Annotated in this window: 17 protein-coding genes and 1 tRNA gene; 8 read left to right on the forward strand and 10 right to left on the reverse strand. The window is 70.6% G+C overall.

Annotation, left to right across the window (positions count from 1 at the left end; genetic code table 11):
• Positions 1-29: 29 nt before the first annotated feature.
• The 3 genes from ACFRMN_RS09605 to ACFRMN_RS09615 all read right to left on the reverse strand — a co-directional run bounded on the left by ACFRMN_RS09605 (position 30) and on the right by ACFRMN_RS09615 (position 3,048).
• Entirely contained in the window at positions 30-1,529 is a 1,500-nt protein-coding gene (locus ACFRMN_RS09605) for a PP2C family protein-serine/threonine phosphatase (protein WP_383015874.1), read from the reverse strand.
• A gap of 141 nt (positions 1,530-1,670) precedes the next feature.
• A complete protein-coding gene (locus ACFRMN_RS09610; RefSeq protein WP_383015877.1) occupies positions 1,671-2,189 on the reverse strand; it encodes an FHA domain-containing protein in 519 nt (172 codons plus the stop codon).
• Positions 2,190-2,199: 10 nt separating this feature from the next.
• Entirely contained in the window at positions 2,200-3,048 is an 849-nt protein-coding gene (locus ACFRMN_RS09615; protein ID WP_383015884.1) for an FhaA domain-containing protein, read from the reverse strand.
• Positions 3,049-3,363: 315 nt separating this feature from the next.
• Here ACFRMN_RS09615 and ACFRMN_RS09620 point away from each other — a divergent pair.
• Positions 3,364-3,447, forward strand: a tRNA-Leu gene (locus ACFRMN_RS09620).
• 273 nt (positions 3,448-3,720) lie between these two features.
• On the opposite strand, the gene ACFRMN_RS09625 is transcribed toward ACFRMN_RS09620, so the two are convergent.
• Positions 3,721-4,338 carry an FMN-dependent NADH-azoreductase gene (locus ACFRMN_RS09625; RefSeq protein ID WP_383015887.1) on the reverse strand — a complete coding sequence of 206 codons (618 nt, stop codon included), beginning with the start codon at positions 4,336-4,338 and terminating at the stop codon, positions 3,721-3,723.
• A 120-nt stretch (positions 4,339-4,458) separates the two neighbouring features.
• Here ACFRMN_RS09625 and ACFRMN_RS09630 point away from each other — a divergent pair, with 120 nt between their 5' ends.
• The 4 genes from ACFRMN_RS09630 (at position 4,459) to ACFRMN_RS09645 (ending at position 7,991) form a co-directional block, all read left to right on the forward strand.
• On the forward strand, positions 4,459-4,809 hold the full coding sequence (locus ACFRMN_RS09630; RefSeq protein WP_383015890.1) for a winged helix-turn-helix transcriptional regulator: 351 nt from the start codon (positions 4,459-4,461) through the stop codon (positions 4,807-4,809).
• A gap of 355 nt (positions 4,810-5,164) precedes the next feature.
• Complete coding sequence (locus tag ACFRMN_RS09635; RefSeq protein ID WP_383015893.1) at positions 5,165-6,574, forward strand: DUF2252 domain-containing protein; 1,410 nt, start codon at positions 5,165-5,167, stop codon at positions 6,572-6,574.
• A gap of 49 nt (positions 6,575-6,623) precedes the next feature.
• Positions 6,624-7,481: a J domain-containing protein gene (locus ACFRMN_RS09640; protein ID WP_383015896.1), complete on the forward strand. Its 858-nt coding sequence runs from the start codon at positions 6,624-6,626 to the stop codon at positions 7,479-7,481.
• Between the two features lie 165 nt (positions 7,482-7,646).
• Positions 7,647-7,991 (forward strand): rhodanese-like domain-containing protein, encoded by a 345-nt coding sequence (locus ACFRMN_RS09645; protein ID WP_383015899.1) that lies wholly within the window; start codon positions 7,647-7,649, stop codon positions 7,989-7,991.
• A 28-nt stretch (positions 7,992-8,019) separates the two neighbouring features.
• Here the strand turns inward: ACFRMN_RS09645 and ACFRMN_RS09650 are convergent, their stop codons facing one another.
• The 5 genes from ACFRMN_RS09650 to paaA are packed head-to-tail and all read right to left on the reverse strand — an operon-like array spanning position 8,020 to position 11,670.
• Positions 8,020-9,081, reverse strand: a complete 1,062-nt coding sequence (locus tag ACFRMN_RS09650) for a 2Fe-2S iron-sulfur cluster-binding protein (protein ID WP_383015902.1) — start codon at positions 9,079-9,081, stop codon at positions 8,020-8,022.
• Entirely contained in the window at positions 9,082-9,630 is a 549-nt protein-coding gene (gene paaD / locus ACFRMN_RS09655) for a 1,2-phenylacetyl-CoA epoxidase subunit PaaD (protein ID WP_383015905.1), read from the reverse strand.
• Positions 9,624-10,367 carry a 1,2-phenylacetyl-CoA epoxidase subunit PaaC gene (gene paaC, locus ACFRMN_RS09660; RefSeq protein WP_383015908.1) on the reverse strand — a complete coding sequence of 248 codons (744 nt, stop codon included), beginning with the start codon at positions 10,365-10,367 and terminating at the stop codon, positions 9,624-9,626. The genes paaD and paaC overlap by 7 nt, the downstream gene beginning before the upstream one ends.
• Positions 10,364-10,654, reverse strand: a complete 291-nt coding sequence (gene paaB, locus ACFRMN_RS09665; RefSeq protein ID WP_383015911.1) for a 1,2-phenylacetyl-CoA epoxidase subunit PaaB — start codon at positions 10,652-10,654, stop codon at positions 10,364-10,366. The genes paaC and paaB overlap by 4 nt, the downstream gene beginning before the upstream one ends.
• Positions 10,651-11,670 (reverse strand): 1,2-phenylacetyl-CoA epoxidase subunit PaaA, encoded by a 1,020-nt coding sequence (paaA, locus tag ACFRMN_RS09670; RefSeq protein ID WP_383015914.1) that lies wholly within the window; start codon positions 11,668-11,670, stop codon positions 10,651-10,653. The genes paaB and paaA overlap by 4 nt, the downstream gene beginning before the upstream one ends.
• Before the next feature lie 41 nt (positions 11,671-11,711).
• On the opposite strand from paaA, the gene ACFRMN_RS09675 reads away from it, so the two are divergent.
• The 3 genes from ACFRMN_RS09675 (at position 11,712) to ACFRMN_RS09685 (ending at position 14,654) form a co-directional block, all read left to right on the forward strand.
• On the forward strand, positions 11,712-12,494 hold the full coding sequence (locus tag ACFRMN_RS09675) for a DUF5819 family protein (protein WP_383015917.1): 783 nt from the start codon (positions 11,712-11,714) through the stop codon (positions 12,492-12,494).
• 65 nt (positions 12,495-12,559) lie between these two features.
• On the forward strand, positions 12,560-13,810 hold the full coding sequence (locus ACFRMN_RS09680) for an HTTM domain-containing protein (protein WP_383016529.1): 1,251 nt from the start codon (positions 12,560-12,562) through the stop codon (positions 13,808-13,810).
• A gap of 52 nt (positions 13,811-13,862) precedes the next feature.
• The gene (locus tag ACFRMN_RS09685; protein WP_383015920.1) at positions 13,863-14,654 is read left to right on the forward strand and encodes a TrmH family RNA methyltransferase; all 792 of its coding nucleotides are present in this window, start codon (positions 13,863-13,865) and stop codon (positions 14,652-14,654) included.
• Between the two features lie 123 nt (positions 14,655-14,777).
• On the opposite strand, the gene paaN is transcribed toward ACFRMN_RS09685, so the two are convergent.
• Positions 14,778-16,511 carry a phenylacetic acid degradation protein PaaN gene (gene paaN, locus ACFRMN_RS09690; RefSeq protein WP_383015923.1) on the reverse strand — a complete coding sequence of 578 codons (1,734 nt, stop codon included), beginning with the start codon at positions 16,509-16,511 and terminating at the stop codon, positions 14,778-14,780.
• Positions 16,512-16,626 lie beyond the last annotated feature (115 nt).

A 16,626-nucleotide genomic window follows, 5' to 3' on the forward strand; every position in this document is an offset into this window, starting at 1 on the left:
GGTGGTGAAGGGCCCCCTACGGCCGGCTCCTACTGCTTACCGCAGTTCGAGGCCACTTTCTGCTCCTCTTCCGAGAGGCTGGGGCCCGGACTCGGAGCTGCTTTCGGCTTGGTGTCGGTCTTCGCGGAGGTGTTCGTACCGGTCGTGCCGCCGGCCTGTCCTTCGCCGGTGATCACATTGGTCTCGCGGTCGGCCTGGCGGCGCTGTTCGTCCTTCTTGCAGGCTGATGCCTGGACGGCGAGCTCATCGATCTTGTCGCGTCCGCCGGAGAGGCTGCCCTCGGCAATGGTGGCCTCGACCTGCTTGCGCTGGTAGTCCGGAAGGTACTTGAGTTCGATGTCGGTTTCCTTCTCGATCTTCGAGAGGGAGACCCAGCCGAGATCCTGGCTGATACCCCGGTAGAGCGCGACGCGCTCCTGGTTGGCGCCGACGTAGTACTGCGTCTGCGTCCAGTAGTAGCCGCCGTACAGACCCCCGCCGACGACGGCGAGCGCGAGGACGGCGTAGAAGGACGTCTTGAGCCACCGGCGGCGCGGGCGGGGCTTGATGAACTCCTCGTCGTCGTAGGCCCCGAAGCTGCCTCCGGGCGGCATTCCGTCGTAGCCGGCGCTGTCGCCGCTGCCGGGCGGGCCGAAGCCGCCCCCGCCGGGCTGCGGCGGTACGGCGCGGCCGAGGCCGGCGGCGCGGCCGGCCGGGGTCTGCATCGCGGCGGCGTTCTCGGCGGAGCTGAGCGGGAGCTGGTTCTCGGCGACCGCCCCGACCACGACCGGGGTGTCGTTGAGCTGCCCGGCCAGGGTGTCGTTGGACTCGACGTCCAGGACGTCGGCCACGATGCAGGTGATGTTGTCGGGGCCGCCGCCGCGCAGAGCGAGCTGGATGAGCGCCTGGATGGTCTCCTGCGGGCCCTGGTAGCTGGCGAGCGTCTCCTCCATCGTCTGATGGGAGACGACGCCGGAGAGGCCGTCGGAGCAGATCAGATAGCGGTCGCCGGCCCGGACCTCACGGATGGAGAGATCGGGCTCCACATGGTCGCCGCTGCCCAGCGCGCGCATCAGCAGGGAGCGCTGCGGGTGGGTGGTGGCCTCTTCCTCGGTGATCCGGCCCTCGTCGACCAGCCGCTGCACCCACGTGTGGTCCTGGGTGATCTGGGTCAGTACGCCGTCGCGCAGGAGGTAGGCGCGGGAGTCGCCGACATGGACGAGGCCGAGGCGCTGGCCGGTCCAGAGAAGGGCGGTGAGCGTGGTGCCCATGCCCTCCAGCTGGGGGTCCTCCTCGACCATCACGCGCAGCTGGTCGTTGGCGCGCTGTACCGCCGTGCCGAGCGAGGTGAGGAGGTCCGACCCGGGGACATCGTCGTCGAGCTGGACGAGGGTGGAGATCACCTCGGAGGAGGCGACCTCGCCCGCGGCCTGACCGCCCATGCCGTCGGCGATGGCCAGCAGCCGGGGACCGGCGTAACCGGAGTCCTCGTTTCCCTCCCGGATCATGCCTTTGTGCGATCCGGCGGCGAAGCGCAGAGACAGACTCATGCGCACCTCGCCCGTCGGCTCGCCGGTCGACTGTCGCGCCAGCCGGTCTCGAGCCACACTGCCCACCCTCCGGTCGGGAGTCGGCCGCGGTCCGCCGTCGGTACCGCCGCGGCTCGCTCGCTCCGCTCGCTCATTGTCGTACTACTTCCGCAGCTCGATGACGGTCTTGCCGATGCGGATCGGAGCGCCAAGCGCGATCGGTGTCGGGGTCGTGAGCCGGGTCCGGTCGAGATACGTGCCATTGGTGGAGCCGAGGTCCTCGACGATCCACTGGCCGTCGCGGTCCGGGTAGATCCTGGCATGCCTGCTGGACGCGTAGTCGTCGTCCAGCACGATCGTCGAGTCGTGCGCGCGGCCCAGCGTGATGGTCTGTCCCTGGAGCGCCACCGTGGTGCCGGTGAGGTTGCCCTCGGACACGACGAGCTTGGTGGGGGCTCCTCGGCGCTGCCTGCCCCCCTGTTGTTGCTGCTGGCGCTGCTGGGGCGGCGCCGGCGTCTGGCGTGCCTGCTGCGGTCGGGCGTCGGCGTTGCGGCGCGAGCCGCGCTGCGTGACGCGTGTTCCGAACAGGTCGCTGCGGATGACCTGTACGGCCACGATCACGAACAGCCACAGAACGGCCAGGAAACCTAGCCGCATGACCGTCAGGGTCAGCTCTGACATTGCCCCCGCTTCACCCTTCGGCTTGCCGGTAAACGATGGTGGTGTTGCCCACGACGATCCGCGAGCCGTCGCGGAGCGTAGCGCGGGTGGTGTGCTGTCCGTCTACCACGATGCCGTTGGTCGACCCGAGGTCCTGGATGGTCGAGGGCGTTCCGGCCCGGATCTCGCAGTGCCTGCGCGATACACCGGGGTCGTCGATCCGTACGTCCGCGTCGGTGCTGCGGCCCAGGACGAGCGTCGCGCGGGAGATCTGGTGGCGGGTGCCGTTGATCTCGATCCAGCGGCGCACCTGGCCGTGCGGCGGCGCGCCGGGGCCGGGGGCCGGGGGACGGTTCGCCGCGGGTGCGTGGCCGCCGCCGGGCGGCGGGGCCGCCGGCATGGGAGGGACCGCGGCGGGCGGATACCCGTAACCGCCCGGAGCGCCACCCTGGGGGGAGGCGGGGACCGGATGGCCCGCGGGACCGCGCTCGGGCGCCTGGGACGTGCTCGACGCCAGCGTGCGGCTGCGGACGCGGTACAGGCCGGTGTCGAGGTCCTCGGCCTTCTCCAGATGGACCTTGATCGGGCCCATGAAGGTGTAGCGCTGCTGCTTCGCGTAGTCGCGTACGAGCCCGGACAGCTCGTCGCCGAGCTGGCCGGAGTACGGGCTGAGGCGCTCGTAGTCGGGCGTGCTCAGCTCCACGATGAAGTCATTGGGGACGACCGTCCGCTCGCGGTTCCAGATCGTCGCGTTGTTGTCGCATTCGCGCTGGAGGGCACCCGCGATCTCGACGGGCTGGACCTCGGACTTGAACACCTTCGCGAAGGTGCCATTGACCAAACCTTCGAGACGCTGTTCGAAACGCTTCATGACTCCCATGGGGCACCTCCTCCGTAGTGGCCGTCCTGGTACTGCTTACTGATCGTATCCACGCGTCGGGAAATCGGCTGGTTCCCCTTGTCTGCCCCGTCGATGAGTGTCACCTCTCACACGGATCGTAGAGGCGGCCTGACGCCAGTGTCCCGCACCCGGGGTGCACTCAGGAGGAGTGGGGGGCGGCCGCTGTCCGTTCCCTGTTCCGCGGCGGGGTTGTCGAAACAAACGGATGTGAACCCACCCTCCGCACCGTGCTAATCTTCTCGATGTCGCCAGGAGCACACACCAGCAGGTGAGGCACCGAACGGCACACCCAATGCGCGGGTGGCGGAATAGGCAGACGCGCTGGATTCAGGTTCCAGTGCCCGAAAGGGCGTGGGGGTTCAACTCCCCCCTCGCGCACAGATGGAAGCCCCGTAGGTCATCGACCTACGGGGCTTCTTCGTCGTGTCCCGGAGATCTCGGGGATGTCGGGGATCCCGGGGACTCTGGGGATCTTGGGGGCGGGGCGTTTCGTGGCGCCCGGGTGTGAGACATGCCTCCCGCGGGCGGGATCCCGCGGGAGGCATGTCTTTGTGTGCGCTGTGTGAGCGCTGTGCGCGTCCGGGCTGCGTGCGTCCGGGTTGTGCGCGTCGGGGTTGTGCGCGTCGGGGTGTGCGCGTCGGAGTCGCGGGCTCAGGCGGCGAGGCGGGCGGCCAGATCCTTGCCCTTCTGCGTGGCCTCTTCCTCCGCCCTGGCGCGGGACGCCTCGGCGAGCGGGATGAGGTCGGCCATGCCCGGGTTGGTGTGGGCCAGGGTCAGCTCGGGGACGATGAAGTCGATGCGGGTGGTGCCGAACATGTTCGACAGCACCTTCTCCAGGTAGTTCTGGACGAACTCGCAGTCCTCGCGCGGGGTGCCCGCGGCGTACGAGCCGCCGCGGCTGGCGACGATCGTGAACGGGGTGGCGGCCAGCGGGGCGTCGGGGCGGCCCGCGTTGTGGCCGACGATGATCACCTGGTCGAGCCAGGCCTTCAGGGTGGACGGGATCGTGAAGTTGTACATCGGCGCGCCGACCAGTACGGCGTCCGCCTCGGCCAGTTCGGCGGCGAGTTCCGCGCGCAGCGCGTCGTCCGCGCCCGCGGCGGCGGCGCTGACGGTCAGATGGGGCAGCGGGGCGGCGGCGAGGTCGCGGTAGATGACCTTGCCCTCGGGGTGCTGCTCCCGCCAGGACCGGACGAAGGCGGCGGTGATGTCGCGCGAGGCGGAGCCTTCGGGGAAGACGGCGGAGTCGATGTGCAGAAGCGTGGCCATGGGGGTCTCCATGAGGGGTGGCGTATGACGGCGAACGGACGAAACTCCCGTTCGCTCCTATGAATAACACAGTTGCTTACTTTTTTTCATCCCTCCTCGGGAAACCAGTACTCTATGCGTATGGCGGACCACAGTGAGGACGCGTGCAAGAAGGTCGACGTGAGCATCACGCGCGTCTTCGAGCTGCTAGGCAAGCGGTGGACCGGGCCGATCATCTCCGTACTGATGGAACGAGCGGTCTACTTCGCGGAGCTGCGCCGGGCGATCCCCGGCATCAGCGAGCGCATGCTCTCGGACCGGCTCACGGAGCTGGGGGCGGCGGGGCTGGTCGTGCGCGAGGTCGATGAGGGGCCGCCGCTGCGGGTCTCGTACCGGCTGACGAAGGCGGGGGCGGCGATGGAACCCGCGCTGAAGGAGCTGTCGCTGTGGGCCGAATCCCATCTGGGAGGGGTGTCGGAGGGCGGCTGCTAGGCGCTGTCCGAGGGCCCGTCAGGGCCTGTCCCCGGGGCCGTCGCGTGAGCGGACCGGCGTTGTCCACAGGCCGTTGCGGGTGGTTGCGGGGCGGCACGGGTGGTTATCCACAGGGGGAGACGGTGGTCGGGCCCGGCGGTACCGTCGTGTGCGGTTGATCTCGCACGAGTACGGGGGGAGGCGGCACGCCATGGGCGATGTCGGGTCGGCGGCGGAGAAGTCGCGCGCGGTTTCGGGGGGCTTCGGGGTCTCCGGGGTTTCCGGCGCTTCGGGGCTTTCCGGGGCCTCTGGGCTTTCCGGGGTTTCCGGGGTTTCCGGGGTTTCCGGGGTCTCCGGGGTCTCCGGGGTGGAGCGCATGCCGGTGGTGCCGGGGTTCGCGCCGCGTACGGCCGTGGGCGGGGCGGAGACGCCCAAGGGCCGGGGGAAGGCGTTGCGGGACCGGGTGCCGCGGTCCGCGCACGACTCGGTGGTGTTCACGGCGGGGCGGCCCGACGCGGTGCGCGCCGTCGAGGAGTCGAGCCGGGGCCGGGTGCCCGAGCTGGCGCCGCTGCGGGTGGGGCGGATGGCCGCGACGCCGTTCGCCTTTCTGCGGGGCTCCGCCGGGCTGATGGCCCACGATCTGACGGGCACCCCGGTCACCGGGGTCGGCGCGCAGATCTGCGGGGACGCGCACGCGGCGAACTTCGGTCTGTACGGGGACGCGAGCGGCCGGCTCGTCATCGACCTCAATGACTTCGACGAGACCGTGGTCGGCCCCTGGGAGTGGGACGTCAAGCGGCTCGCCACCTCACTGGTGCTGGCCGGCCGTGAGGCGGGCGCGGACGAGGACACCTGTAGGCAGGGGGCGTACGACGCGGTGGGCGCCTACCGGCGCACGATGCGGCTGCTGGCGAAGCTTCCCGCGCTCGACGCGTGGAACGCCATCGCGGACGAGGAACTGGTCTCGCACGCGGACGCGCGCGATCTGGCCGGCACGCTGGAGCGCGTCTCGGAGAAGGCGCGCAACAACACGAGCGCGCGGTTCGCGGCCAGGTCCACCGAGACGGTGCCCGACGGGGACGGAGACGGCGGAGAGGGCGTGCGGCGGCGGTTCGTGGACGCGCCGCCCGTCCTGCGGCGGGTGCCCGACGAGGAGGCCGCGGCCGTCGCCGCCTCACTGGAGGAATACCTGGGAACGCTCTCGGAGGACCGGCTGCCGCTGCTCGCGCGCTACGCGATCCACGATGTGGCGTTCCGGGTGGTCGGCACCGGCAGCGTCGGTACGCGGTCGTATGTGGTGCTGCTCCTCGACCACCGGGGCGAGCCGCTGGTGCTCCAGGTGAAGGAGGCGCGGGCCTCCGCCCTGCTGCCTCACCTGCCGGCCGTCGGATTCGAGGCGCCCGCGGTCGTGCACGAGGGGCGCCGTGTGGTTCTTGGGCAGAAGCGGATGCAGGTGGTCAGTGACAGCCTGCTGGGGTGGACGACGGTGCAGGGCAGGCCCTGTCAGGTGCGGCAGTTCAGGAACCGCAAGGGGAGCGTGGACCCGGCGGCGCTTCCGGCCGACCAGATAGACGACTGCGGACGGATGACCGGCGCGCTGCTGGCCAGGGCCCATACGCACAGCGTGGACCCGCGGCTGATCGCCGGGTACTGCGGCAAGAACGAGGAGCTGGACGGGGCCGTGGCGGCGTTCGCCATGGCGTACGCGGACCGTACGGAGGCGGACCACGCCGAGCTGCTGGCGGCCGTCAGGAGCGGGCGGATAGCGGCCGAGCTGGGGGTGTGACGGTCCGGGACGGGGCGGGGGCCGCCGCGTTCGCCCTTACGCTGGACGGGTGATGCACGACGCCCCTGGGGAGCCGACGATCCGAAACGACGACGAGCAGGACGTACGAGACGCGCCGGACGCGGGGGCGGCGCCGCGTCCGGAGGCCCGGCTGGAGACGGCCGTGCGCGCCGCTGAGCAGGCGCTGATCGAGTTCGAGATCGCGCTGGAGACCTTCCGGATCGAGGTGGAGAACTTCTCCCGCCTGCACCACCAGCGGCTCGGCCCGATGTATGCCCGGCTCGACGAGCTGGACGCGATGATCGCCGAGGCCCGTGCGGCGCGCACCGGCGATCCCGAGGATCTGCGCAAGGCGCGCGAGGCCCGTGCGCTGGTGCAGCCGATGCCGGGCGTGGAGGAGCTGTTTCACGACTGGCTCGACTCCGACGGCCTGTCGCCGGAGGCGGCGGCCATGCTGACGGATCAGCCGGTGCGGCCGCCCAAGCGGGTCAGGCCGAGCGACGAGGCCCGCAAGCTCTATCGCGATCTGGTGCGCAAGGCGCATCCGGATCTGGCGCAGGACGAGAAGGAGCGGGCACGGCGTGAGGAGTTCCTCACACGCGTCAACGCCGCCTACGGGCGTGGGGATGAGCCGCTGCTCCAGGAACTCGTCGCGGAATGGGCGGCGGGGCCGGCGCCGCTGGCGCCCCGGCTGAGCGAGAGCGAGGAGCTCTATGCCCGGCTGGAGTGGCTGGCGCAGCGCAAGGAGATGCTGACAGTGGTCGCCAAGGAGCTGGAGGAGAGCGCGATCGGCGCGATGCTCAGGATGGCTCCGGACGACCCGGACCGGCTGCTGGAGGAAATCGCCGAGCAACTGCTCGCGGAGGTCTCCGAGCGTGAGACGGAACTGGCCAAGCTGGTGCAGTAGGTTTTTTCGGGGCCTCCGGTCGGAAGCCCGCTGATCCGGTGCCGGTGCCGGTGCCGGTGCCGGCACCAGGTACCAGTGCCGGTCCGAATCCTGGTCCTGGTCCGGTGCCGGTCCCGTCCGGAGCTCCGCCCCGCCCCCGGTCACGTACGAGAGAAGGCACTACCCATGAACTTCGCCCCACTGCCCTCGGTCGATGCCGCGGCGGTCCCGGCCGACGGCCTCGTGCTGGATGTCCGGGAGAACGACGAGTGGGCGGCCGGTCATGTCGAGGGCGCGCTGCATGTCCCGATGAGCGACTTCGTGGCCCGCTTCGGAGAGGTGACCGAGGCGGTGGCCGAGGGCCGCAGGGCCTATGTCATGTGCCGGGTCGGCGGCCGGTCCGCTCAGGTCACCCAGTATCTGGTCCAGCAGGGCGTCGACGCGGTGAACGTGGACGGCGGGATGCTCGCCTGGGACGGCGCCGGGCGTGCGATGGTCACCGACAACGGCAGCCCGGCGTTCGTCCTCTGAGACCCGCCCCAGGGCCCTTCCGGCTCGCTCAGCGGTCGAAGTCCAACTCCACTTCCGCGGTGGCCGGATGGGACTGGCAGGCCAGCACGTAGCCCGCTTCCGTCTCTTCCGGTTCGAGCGCGAAATTGCGGTCCATCCTGACCTCGCCCGAGACCAGGAACGCCCGGCAGGTCCCGCAGACCCCGCCCTTGCAGGCGTACGGCGCGTCCGCGCGGCTGCGCAGCACGGTCTCCAGCAGCGAGTCCCCGTCCCTGACCGGCCAGCTGCCCGAGCGGCCGTCGAGGGTCGCGGTGAGCGTGCTGTGCGCGGGGACCGGCGCGCTCGCCGTGCCCGGCGCGGTGGTGATGGTCACCGCGTCGTCGACATGGAAGATTTCCTGGTGGATACGGTCACGGGCCACTCCGAGACCGCGCAGCGCCCGTTCGGCGCCGACCACCAGCCCCAGCGGGCCGCAGAGGAACCACCCGTCGACCTCGGCGACCGGCAGCAGCGCGGGCAGCAGCCCCGCCAGCCGCTCCCGGTCCAGCCGGCCGGACGGCAGCCCGGCCTGCTGCTCCTCCCGGGAGACCACGCTGACCAGCTGAAACCGGTCCGGATAGCGGTCCTTGAGGTCGGCGACCTCCTCCAGGAACATCGTGGACGCGACGGTCCTGTCACTGCGGACCAGACAGAACCGGGCACCGGGCTCCCGCGCAAGCAGGGTGGCCGCGATCGACAGCACCGGCGTGATGCCGCTGCCGCCGACGACCGCCGCGAAGTGTCCGGCACGCGGCTCCAGCGTGAAACGGCCTGTCGGCTCCATGACCTCGACCACGTCGCCCACGGCGAGTTCCTTGAGGGCGTACGTCGAGAACTCACCGCCCTCGACCAGCCGGATCCCCACCCGCAGTACGGGATCGGCCCCGGCGGGCGCGCAGATCGAGTACGTACGCCGGATCTCCTCGCCCTGGGCGTCGGTACGGCGCAGGGCGATGTGCTGGCCGGGGGTGTGCCGGAAGGACGCGCGCAGCTCGGGCGGGACGGCGAAGGTGACGGTCACCGCGTCGTCCGTGAGCGGCACGACCTCGCTGACCCGGAGCGGATGGAACATCTACAACTCCTTGAAGTGGTCGAACGGTTCACGGCAGGCCACGCAGCGGCGCAGCGCCTTGCACGCGGTGGAGGAGAACCTGCTCAGCAGCTCGGTGTCGGTCGAGCCGCAGTGCGGACAGCGGATCGAGAGCGAGAGCGGTACGGGCCCGTCCGCGGCGGCCGGGCGGGGCGGGGCTATCCCGAACTCCGCGAGCTTGCGCCGGCCCTCGGCGCTGATGTCATCCGTCGACCAGGCCGGGGAGAGGACCGTGACGACCGAGACGTCCGGTATTCCGTGTTCACGCAGCACGCGCTCGATGTCCTCGGACATCGTCTCGATCGCCGGGCAGCCCGTATAGGTCGGGGTCAGCTCGACCCGGACCTTGCCGGGGCCCCACACCACGACCGTACGCAGCACGCCCAGCTCCTCCAGCGTCAGCACCGGCAGCTCGGGGTCGGGCACCGCCCCGGCGAGCGCGCGCAGCTCGGTCTCCAACGCGGTCGGACGCGTATCGCCCGAAGCGGCCGGGGCGGCGGGGGCGGGCCGGGAGCCCGTGCCGGTCACCATGACGCCCCCGGGTGGCTGCGGTGCAGATGCTGCATCTCGGCGAGCATCGGCCCGAACGGCTCCGTGTGCAGCCCCTGCCGGCCGGCGCCCGCCCGCCAGGCGCCGGAGCGGGGGCCGTCCGGAGGCGTCAGCGTCGCCCGCTCCAGCACGTCGGTGACGGATTCGCGCCAACTGGCCTCCAGAGCGGGCCAGTCGACGTCCAGCCCCTCCACCGGCTCGAACATCTCGCCGGTGAACCGCCATAGTGCCTCGCAGGCCCGCGCCATCCGCTCATGGCTCTCGGCCGTGCCGTCGCCGAGCCGCAGCGTCCAGTGCGCGGCATGGTCCTGGTGGTACGCGACCTCCTTGACGGCCTTGGCCGCGAGGCCGGTGAACACATTGTCCCCGGCGGCCAGTTGCCGGTACAGGAAGAGCTGGTAGGTGGAGAAGTAGAGCTGACGGGCGATCGTGTGCGCGAAGTCGCCGTTGGGCTGCTCGACCAGCTGGAGATTGCGGAAGGCCCGCTCCTCGCGCAGATAGGCCAGCTCGTCCTCGTCCCCGACGAGGGAGAGCAGGATCCGTGCCTGTCCGAGCAGATCCAGCGCGATATTGGCGAGCGCGACCTCCTCTTCCAGTACGGGCGCGTGTCCCGCCCACTCCCCCAGCCGGTGCGAGAGCACCAGCGCGTCATCGCCGAGGGCGAGGGCCGCGGCTTTGGGCGGGGCGATCGACGGGGCGCTCACCGATGCGTCGTTCACAGGTGCTTCACCCCTTCCGGGATCTCATAGAAGGTCGGGTGCCGGTACGGCTTGTCGGCGGCCGACGCGAAGAACGGGTCCTTCTCGTCGGGGGAGGAGGCGGTGATCGACGAGGACGGGACGACCCAGATCGACACCCCTTCGTTACGCCGGGTGTAGAGATCGCGGGCGTTGCGGAGGGCCATTTCCGCGTCCGGCGCGTGCAGGCTCCCCGCGTGGGTGTGGGACAGCCCGCGACGGGAGCGTACGAACACCTCCCACAGCGGCCAGTCGGTCGAGCTGCTCATGCCGTCGCCTCCATCATCCGGACCCCGTCTTCCGCCGGCACGCCGCCGGCGCCGCGCTTCGTCGCGTACGCCGCCGCCGCGTCCCGTACCCAGGCACCTTCTTCATGCGCCCGGCGGCGCTGCGTGAGGCGCTGTTCGTTGCAGGGGCCGTTCCCCTTCAGGACTTCGCGGAACTCGGCCCAGTCGATGGCACCGAAGTCATGCCTGCCCCGCTCCTCGTTCCAGCGGAGATCCGGGTCGGGGAGGGCCAGTCCGAGGGCTTCGGCCTGCGGGACGCAGATGTCCACGAAGCGCTGGCGCAGCTCGTCGTTGGAGTGCCGCTTGATCTTCCAGGCCATGGACTGCGCGGAGTGGGCCGACTCGTCGTCCGGCGGGCCGAACATCATCAGTGACGGCCACCACCAGCGGTTCACCGCGTCCTGCGCCATCTCGTGCTGCGCCGGGGTCCCGTTGCTGAGCGCGAGCAGCAGCTCGTACCCCTGCCGCTGGTGGAAGGACTCCTCCTTGCAGATCCGGACCATCGCGCGGGCGTACGGGCCGTACGAGCAGCGGCACAGCGGCACCTGGTTGGTGATCGCCGCGCCGTCCACCAGCCAGCCGATCGCGCCGACATCGGCCCAGGTCAGCGTCGGATAGTTAAAGATCGAGGAGTACTTCTGGCGGCCCGCGTGGAGCTTGTCGAGCAGCTCCTCACGGCCGGTGCCCAGCGTCTCGGCCGCGCTGTAGAGATACAGCCCGTGTCCCGCCTCGTCCTGCACCTTGGCCATCAGGATCGCCTTGCGGCGCAGCGACGGCGCGCGCGAGATCCAGTTCGCCTCCGGCTGCATACCGATGATCTCGGAGTGGGCGTGCTGCGCGATCTGGCGGACCAACGAGGCGCGGTACGCCTCCGGCATCCAGTCGCGCGGCTCGATGCGCTCATCGGCGGCCACCGCGGCATCGAACGCCGCCTCGAACCCCTCCGCCGTCGTCTCCATCGTCGCCTCCGCAGCTGTCCCCGCGGTCACTGCCGTCATCCGGACCCCCTACCGACCGATCGTTCGGTTCATGGACTTCAATGGTGAGTCGGCGGCCCGTAGGGTGTCAACCGCTGTGGATAACTGACTGTGGCACCAACGGGGATCGGGGCGGGATGGATTCGTACGACGACGAGGGTGTGCCGGCCGGGCCACCGCCGGGCGCGGGGATAGCCGGCCTCTCCCTGCGCTACCAGGTGGTGGCCGCCGTGGCCCTGGCGGTCATCGGGGTGCTGGCCTGCGGTCATGTGGCCATGGTGTTTCTGCATGTCGCCCCGTCCAACACGGTCACCAAGCAGCACGGCGAGTCCGTCGACGGGTGGATCTACCCCGAGTTCGAACAGAACTGGAAGCTCTTCGCGCCCAACCCGCTCCAGCAGAACGTCGCCGTCGAGGCGCGCGCCGAGGTCGAGACCCCCGACGGCGCGCGCAGGACCACCGGCTGGATCAATCTCTCCGCCGAGGACGGCGCGGCCATCCGCGGCAATCTCCTGCCCAGCCATGTCGACCAGAACCAGCTGCGCCGGGGCTGGGACTTCTTCGTCGGGGCGCGAGACAACAAGAACCGTCCCAACGGTCTGCGCGGGCAGCTCTCCGAGAGCTATATCCGCCGCATAGTGATGCTGCGCCTAGAGGGCCACGATCTGGGCGGTTCCGTGGAACGCCTCCAGCTCAGGTCCGCCACGACCGCCATCGCGGCCCCCTCCTGGAGCAAGGAGAAGGTCAATACGCGACCGTTCTACCGGGTCTTCCCCTGGTGGACGGTGAACGCGTCCGATCTTCCCGGCGGCGTACGGAACGGCCGTACGGAGGCGGGCGAGTGAGCGAGCGGCTGGAGCATGAGCAGGGCGGCCGGCCGGGCGGGCTGCCGGACGAGCGGCCGGGCGGGATGCCGGGTGGCCGGACCGGCAAGCGGGTCACCTTCGACCGCTGGGCCGCCGGAGGTATCCAGCGCGTCACCGCCGGCCCTCTCGGCCGGTACCAGAGCGCCGTCGTCCGGATCGGGTTCGCCGGCACCTGGCTGCTCTTCTTGCTGCGCGAGCTGCCCCACCGCCGTGAGATGTACGGGCCCGACGCCCCGTGGGGCTGGGACATCGCCCAGCAGTTGATCGCCAAGAACGGTGCCTTCACCGGGCTGATGTGGTCGGACAGCACGGTGTGGTTCGAGATCGTGTTCGCCGTCGCCGTGCTGTCCAGCGCGCTGCTGATGCTCGGCTGGCGCACCCGCACGATGTCCGTGCTGTTCATGTTCGGCGTGCTGTCGCTGCAGAACCGCTCCATCTTCATGGGCGACGGCGGCGACAACATCATCCATCTGATCGCGATCTATCTGGTGCTGACACGGTGCGGCCAGGTCTGGTCGCTGGACGCCAGGCGCGCGGCGCGTGCCGCCCGCAAGGCGGCCGATGCCGCTCCGGCCGATGCCGCACCGTCCGGTGCCGCACCGGACCGCGTCGGACCGGTCCTGTGGGTCGTTCTCGGAGGGTTCCTCCTCATCGGCACGTCGCTGGACCGGGTCCATGCGGAGCTGTGGATGCTGATCCTGTTCTGGGGACTCTGGGTCGCGCAGGGCCTGTGGTGGGCGGCGAACCGGTACGCGCCGGACGGCGAGCCCCGCGCCCTGCTCGACGTCCTCGCCAACCTTGTCCACAATGCCGGACTCGCCGTGATCATGGCAGAGGTCTGTCTCGTATACGCCACCGCCGGCTGGTACAAGATCCAGGGCTCGCGCTGGCAGGACGGCACCGCCCTGTACTACCCGCTCAAGCTGGACTATTTCTCGCCCTGGCCGGAGCTCTCCGGGCTGCTCGCCACCAGTGGCGTCATGGTGATGCTGCTCAGCTACGGCACGGTCATCGTGCAGGTCGCCTTCCCGTTCACGCTCTTCAACCGCCGCGTCAAGAATGTGCTGCTGGTCGCGATGATGCTGGAGCACGCGGGCATCGCCGTGCTCCTCGGACTGCCGTTCTTCTCGCTCGCCATGATCGCCGCCGACGCCGTATTCCTGCCGACGAACTTCCTGCAATGGCTCGGCGGCCGGATCGCGGGCCTGTGGGACCGGCTTTTCCTCCAGCGGGGCAAACCGCTTCCGGAGCAACGGAGCGAGAGCCCTGACCAGTCCCGGACCCTTGTCGGGTGACCGACGGGCCGCGAACTGCCTGCTCACCGTGGGTACGCCGTACTCTGAGGCGATGAACGACGCTGAGGCCGCCCTCGCCGTACGGCAGTGGCGCGAGGCCGGCCCCGACCTGGTGGTGCTCGACGGCTTCCACGCGCTGAAACACGCGCTCCGGTTCGGGGCGGACGTACGGTCGGCCGTCACGAGCGACAAGGATTCCGCGCTGGCTCTGGCGGCCGAACTCGCCGACGACCTGACCGACGCGATCAAGGAATCAGTCGTTGAGATTCCGGCCCACGTCCTGCGGGAACTGGTGCCGCGCGTCCATGCCACACAGATCGCCGCGCTGGCGGTCAGACGCGATCGCCGGACCAACCTGGACGCGCTGGCGGCGTTGCCCCGTCCGTCACCCGTCGTCGTCCTCGACAACCCGCGCAATCTGGGGAATGTCGGGGCCGTCGTCCGGCTCGCCGCCGGATTCGGGGCGACCGGTGTGATCACGACCGGCGATATGGACCCCTGGCACGCGAACGCCGTACGCGCCGGAGCCGGGCTCCACTTCGCCACCGCCGTCGAGCGGCTTTCTCCCGACGGCTTTCCTCCGGGACCGCTCTACGCCCTGGATCCGGAGGGCGACGACATCCGGTCCGTGACCATCCCCGATGACGCGCTGCTCGCCTTCGGCTCCGAGCGGCACGGGCTCTCGGCGGACGTCCGGAGCCGGGCCGCCAAGCTGCTGTCGCTCCCGATGCGACCGCAGGTGTCCAGCTACAACCTCGCCACCAGCGTGGCCATGACGTTGTTCCACTGGGGAGGGCCGGCCGGGGCCCTCCCCGAAGGGCGATCGGCGCCGCCCGCCTCCTGACCGGCGGGCGGCGCCCAGACCTCAGGCGTCGGCGCCCGGGTGTCAGCGTCCCGGGCGCCGGCGTCTCAGGTATCCGTGCCTCTCAGGTATCCGCTTTCCGTCCCTCTCAGGTATCCGCGCGCCTCAGGCCTGGCGTCGTACCTCCACCACCCGGAAGCGATTCGCCACGAACGCCGCGTCACACAGCGCCGCGTTCGCCGCCGGGTTGCCGCCGGAGCCGTGGAAGTCCGAGAAGGCCGCCGTCTGGTTCACATAGACCCCGCCCGTGAGATTCAGCGAGAGCTGCGCGGACTCCTCCAGGCAGACCTCCTCGATCGCGCGCTCCGTCTCACCCGAGGTCGTGTACGCGCCGACCGTCATCGCGCCCTTGTCCCGCACCGTGCGCCGCAGCAGTTCCAGCGCGTCCTCCGTCGAGTCCACGGCGACCGCGAAGGACACCGGACCGAAGCACTCCGCGAGATACGGGAGCTCAGCGGCAGCGGCGCTCCCGCCCTCGGCCGCGCCCTCCCACGCCTTCTCCCAGGACTTGCGGGCGCCGTCGGCCTTCACGATCGCGGGGGTGCGGACCACCGCGTCCGGGAACTCCGGGTTGGCGATCTCACGCGAGGCGAGCGCGACGTCCCCGAGCCCGCCCGCCGCGTCGAGACGGGCCTTCACCTCGGGGTTGACCAGCGCGCCCAGCAGCGCGTTGGCGCGGGCGTCGTCGCCCAGCAGTCCGCTCACCGAGGCCGCGAGATCGGCCACCACCTCGTCGTACGACTTCTCGCCCGCGTCCGTCGTGATGCCGTCCCGGGGGATCAGCAGATTCTGCGGGGTGGTGCACATCTGGCCGCTGTACAGCGAGAGAGAGAACGCGAGGTTGGAGAGCATCCCCTTGTAGTCGTCGGTGGAGTCGATCACGACGGTGTTGACGCCGGCCTTCTCCGTGTACACCTGCGCCTGACGGGCGTGGGACTCCAGCCAGTCGCCGAAGGCGGTGGAGCCGGTGTAGTCGATGATCCGGACCTCGGGGCGTACGGCCAGCGTCTTGGCGATGCCCTCGCCGGGCCGCTCCACGGCCAGGGCGACCAGATTCGGGTCGAATCCGGCCTCGGCGAGCACGTCACGGGCGACCCGGACCGTCAGTGCGAGCGGCAGGACCGCCCGCGGATGCGGCTTGACCAGGACTGGGTTGCCGGTGGCCAGGGAGGCGAACAGGCCCGGATAGCCGTTCCACGTCGGGAAGGTGTTGCAGCCGACCAGCAGCGAGATCCCGCGCGCGGCCGGGGTGAAGGTCTTCCGCAGCTCAAGAGGGTCGCGCTTGCCCTGCGGCTTGGACCAGTCGGCCCCGGCCGGCGTACGGACCTGCTCCTGATACGCGTACGCCACGGCCTCCAGGCCGCGGTCCTGGGCGTGCGGCCCGCCCGCCTGGAACGCCATCATGAACGCCTGGCCGCTGGTGTGCATCACCGCGTGCGCGAACTCGTGCGTACGGGCGCTGATCCGGGCCAGGATCTCCAGACAGACCAGGGCGCGCGTCTCGGGCCCCGCGTCGCGCCACGCGCCCATGCCCGCGCGCATGGCGGGCAGCAGGACCTCCAGGTCCGCGTGCGGATACTCGACCTCCAGCGCCGGGCCGTAGGGCGAGATCTCGCCGCCGGTCCAGCCGTCCGTCCCCGGCTGGTCCAGCTCGAAGCGGGTCCCGCGCAGTGCCTGGAAGGCGGCGAGCCCGTCCGCCGGCGCGGTCTCCCCGTACCCCTTGGGGTGCTCGGGATGCGGGGACCAGTAGGCGCGGGTGCTGATCGCGTCGAGAGCCCGGTCGAGCGTGGGCCGGTGCTTGTCGGAGAGCTGCTGGGGACTGAGCTGGGCGGCGGCCATGACGGACCCACTCCTCGGTCGGGCTGAGCATCAGGGACACGGACAGGGACATGAACTGGCGGACAGAGTTAGAGTAACCGAACGATCGGTCGGGACAAGGGTGTCCGGCGAACCT

Origin of the sequence: Streptomyces sp. NPDC056835, assembly GCF_042789485.1 — a bacterium.
In the GTDB taxonomy this organism is placed as follows: Bacteria; Actinomycetota; Actinomycetes; order Streptomycetales; family Streptomycetaceae; genus Streptomyces.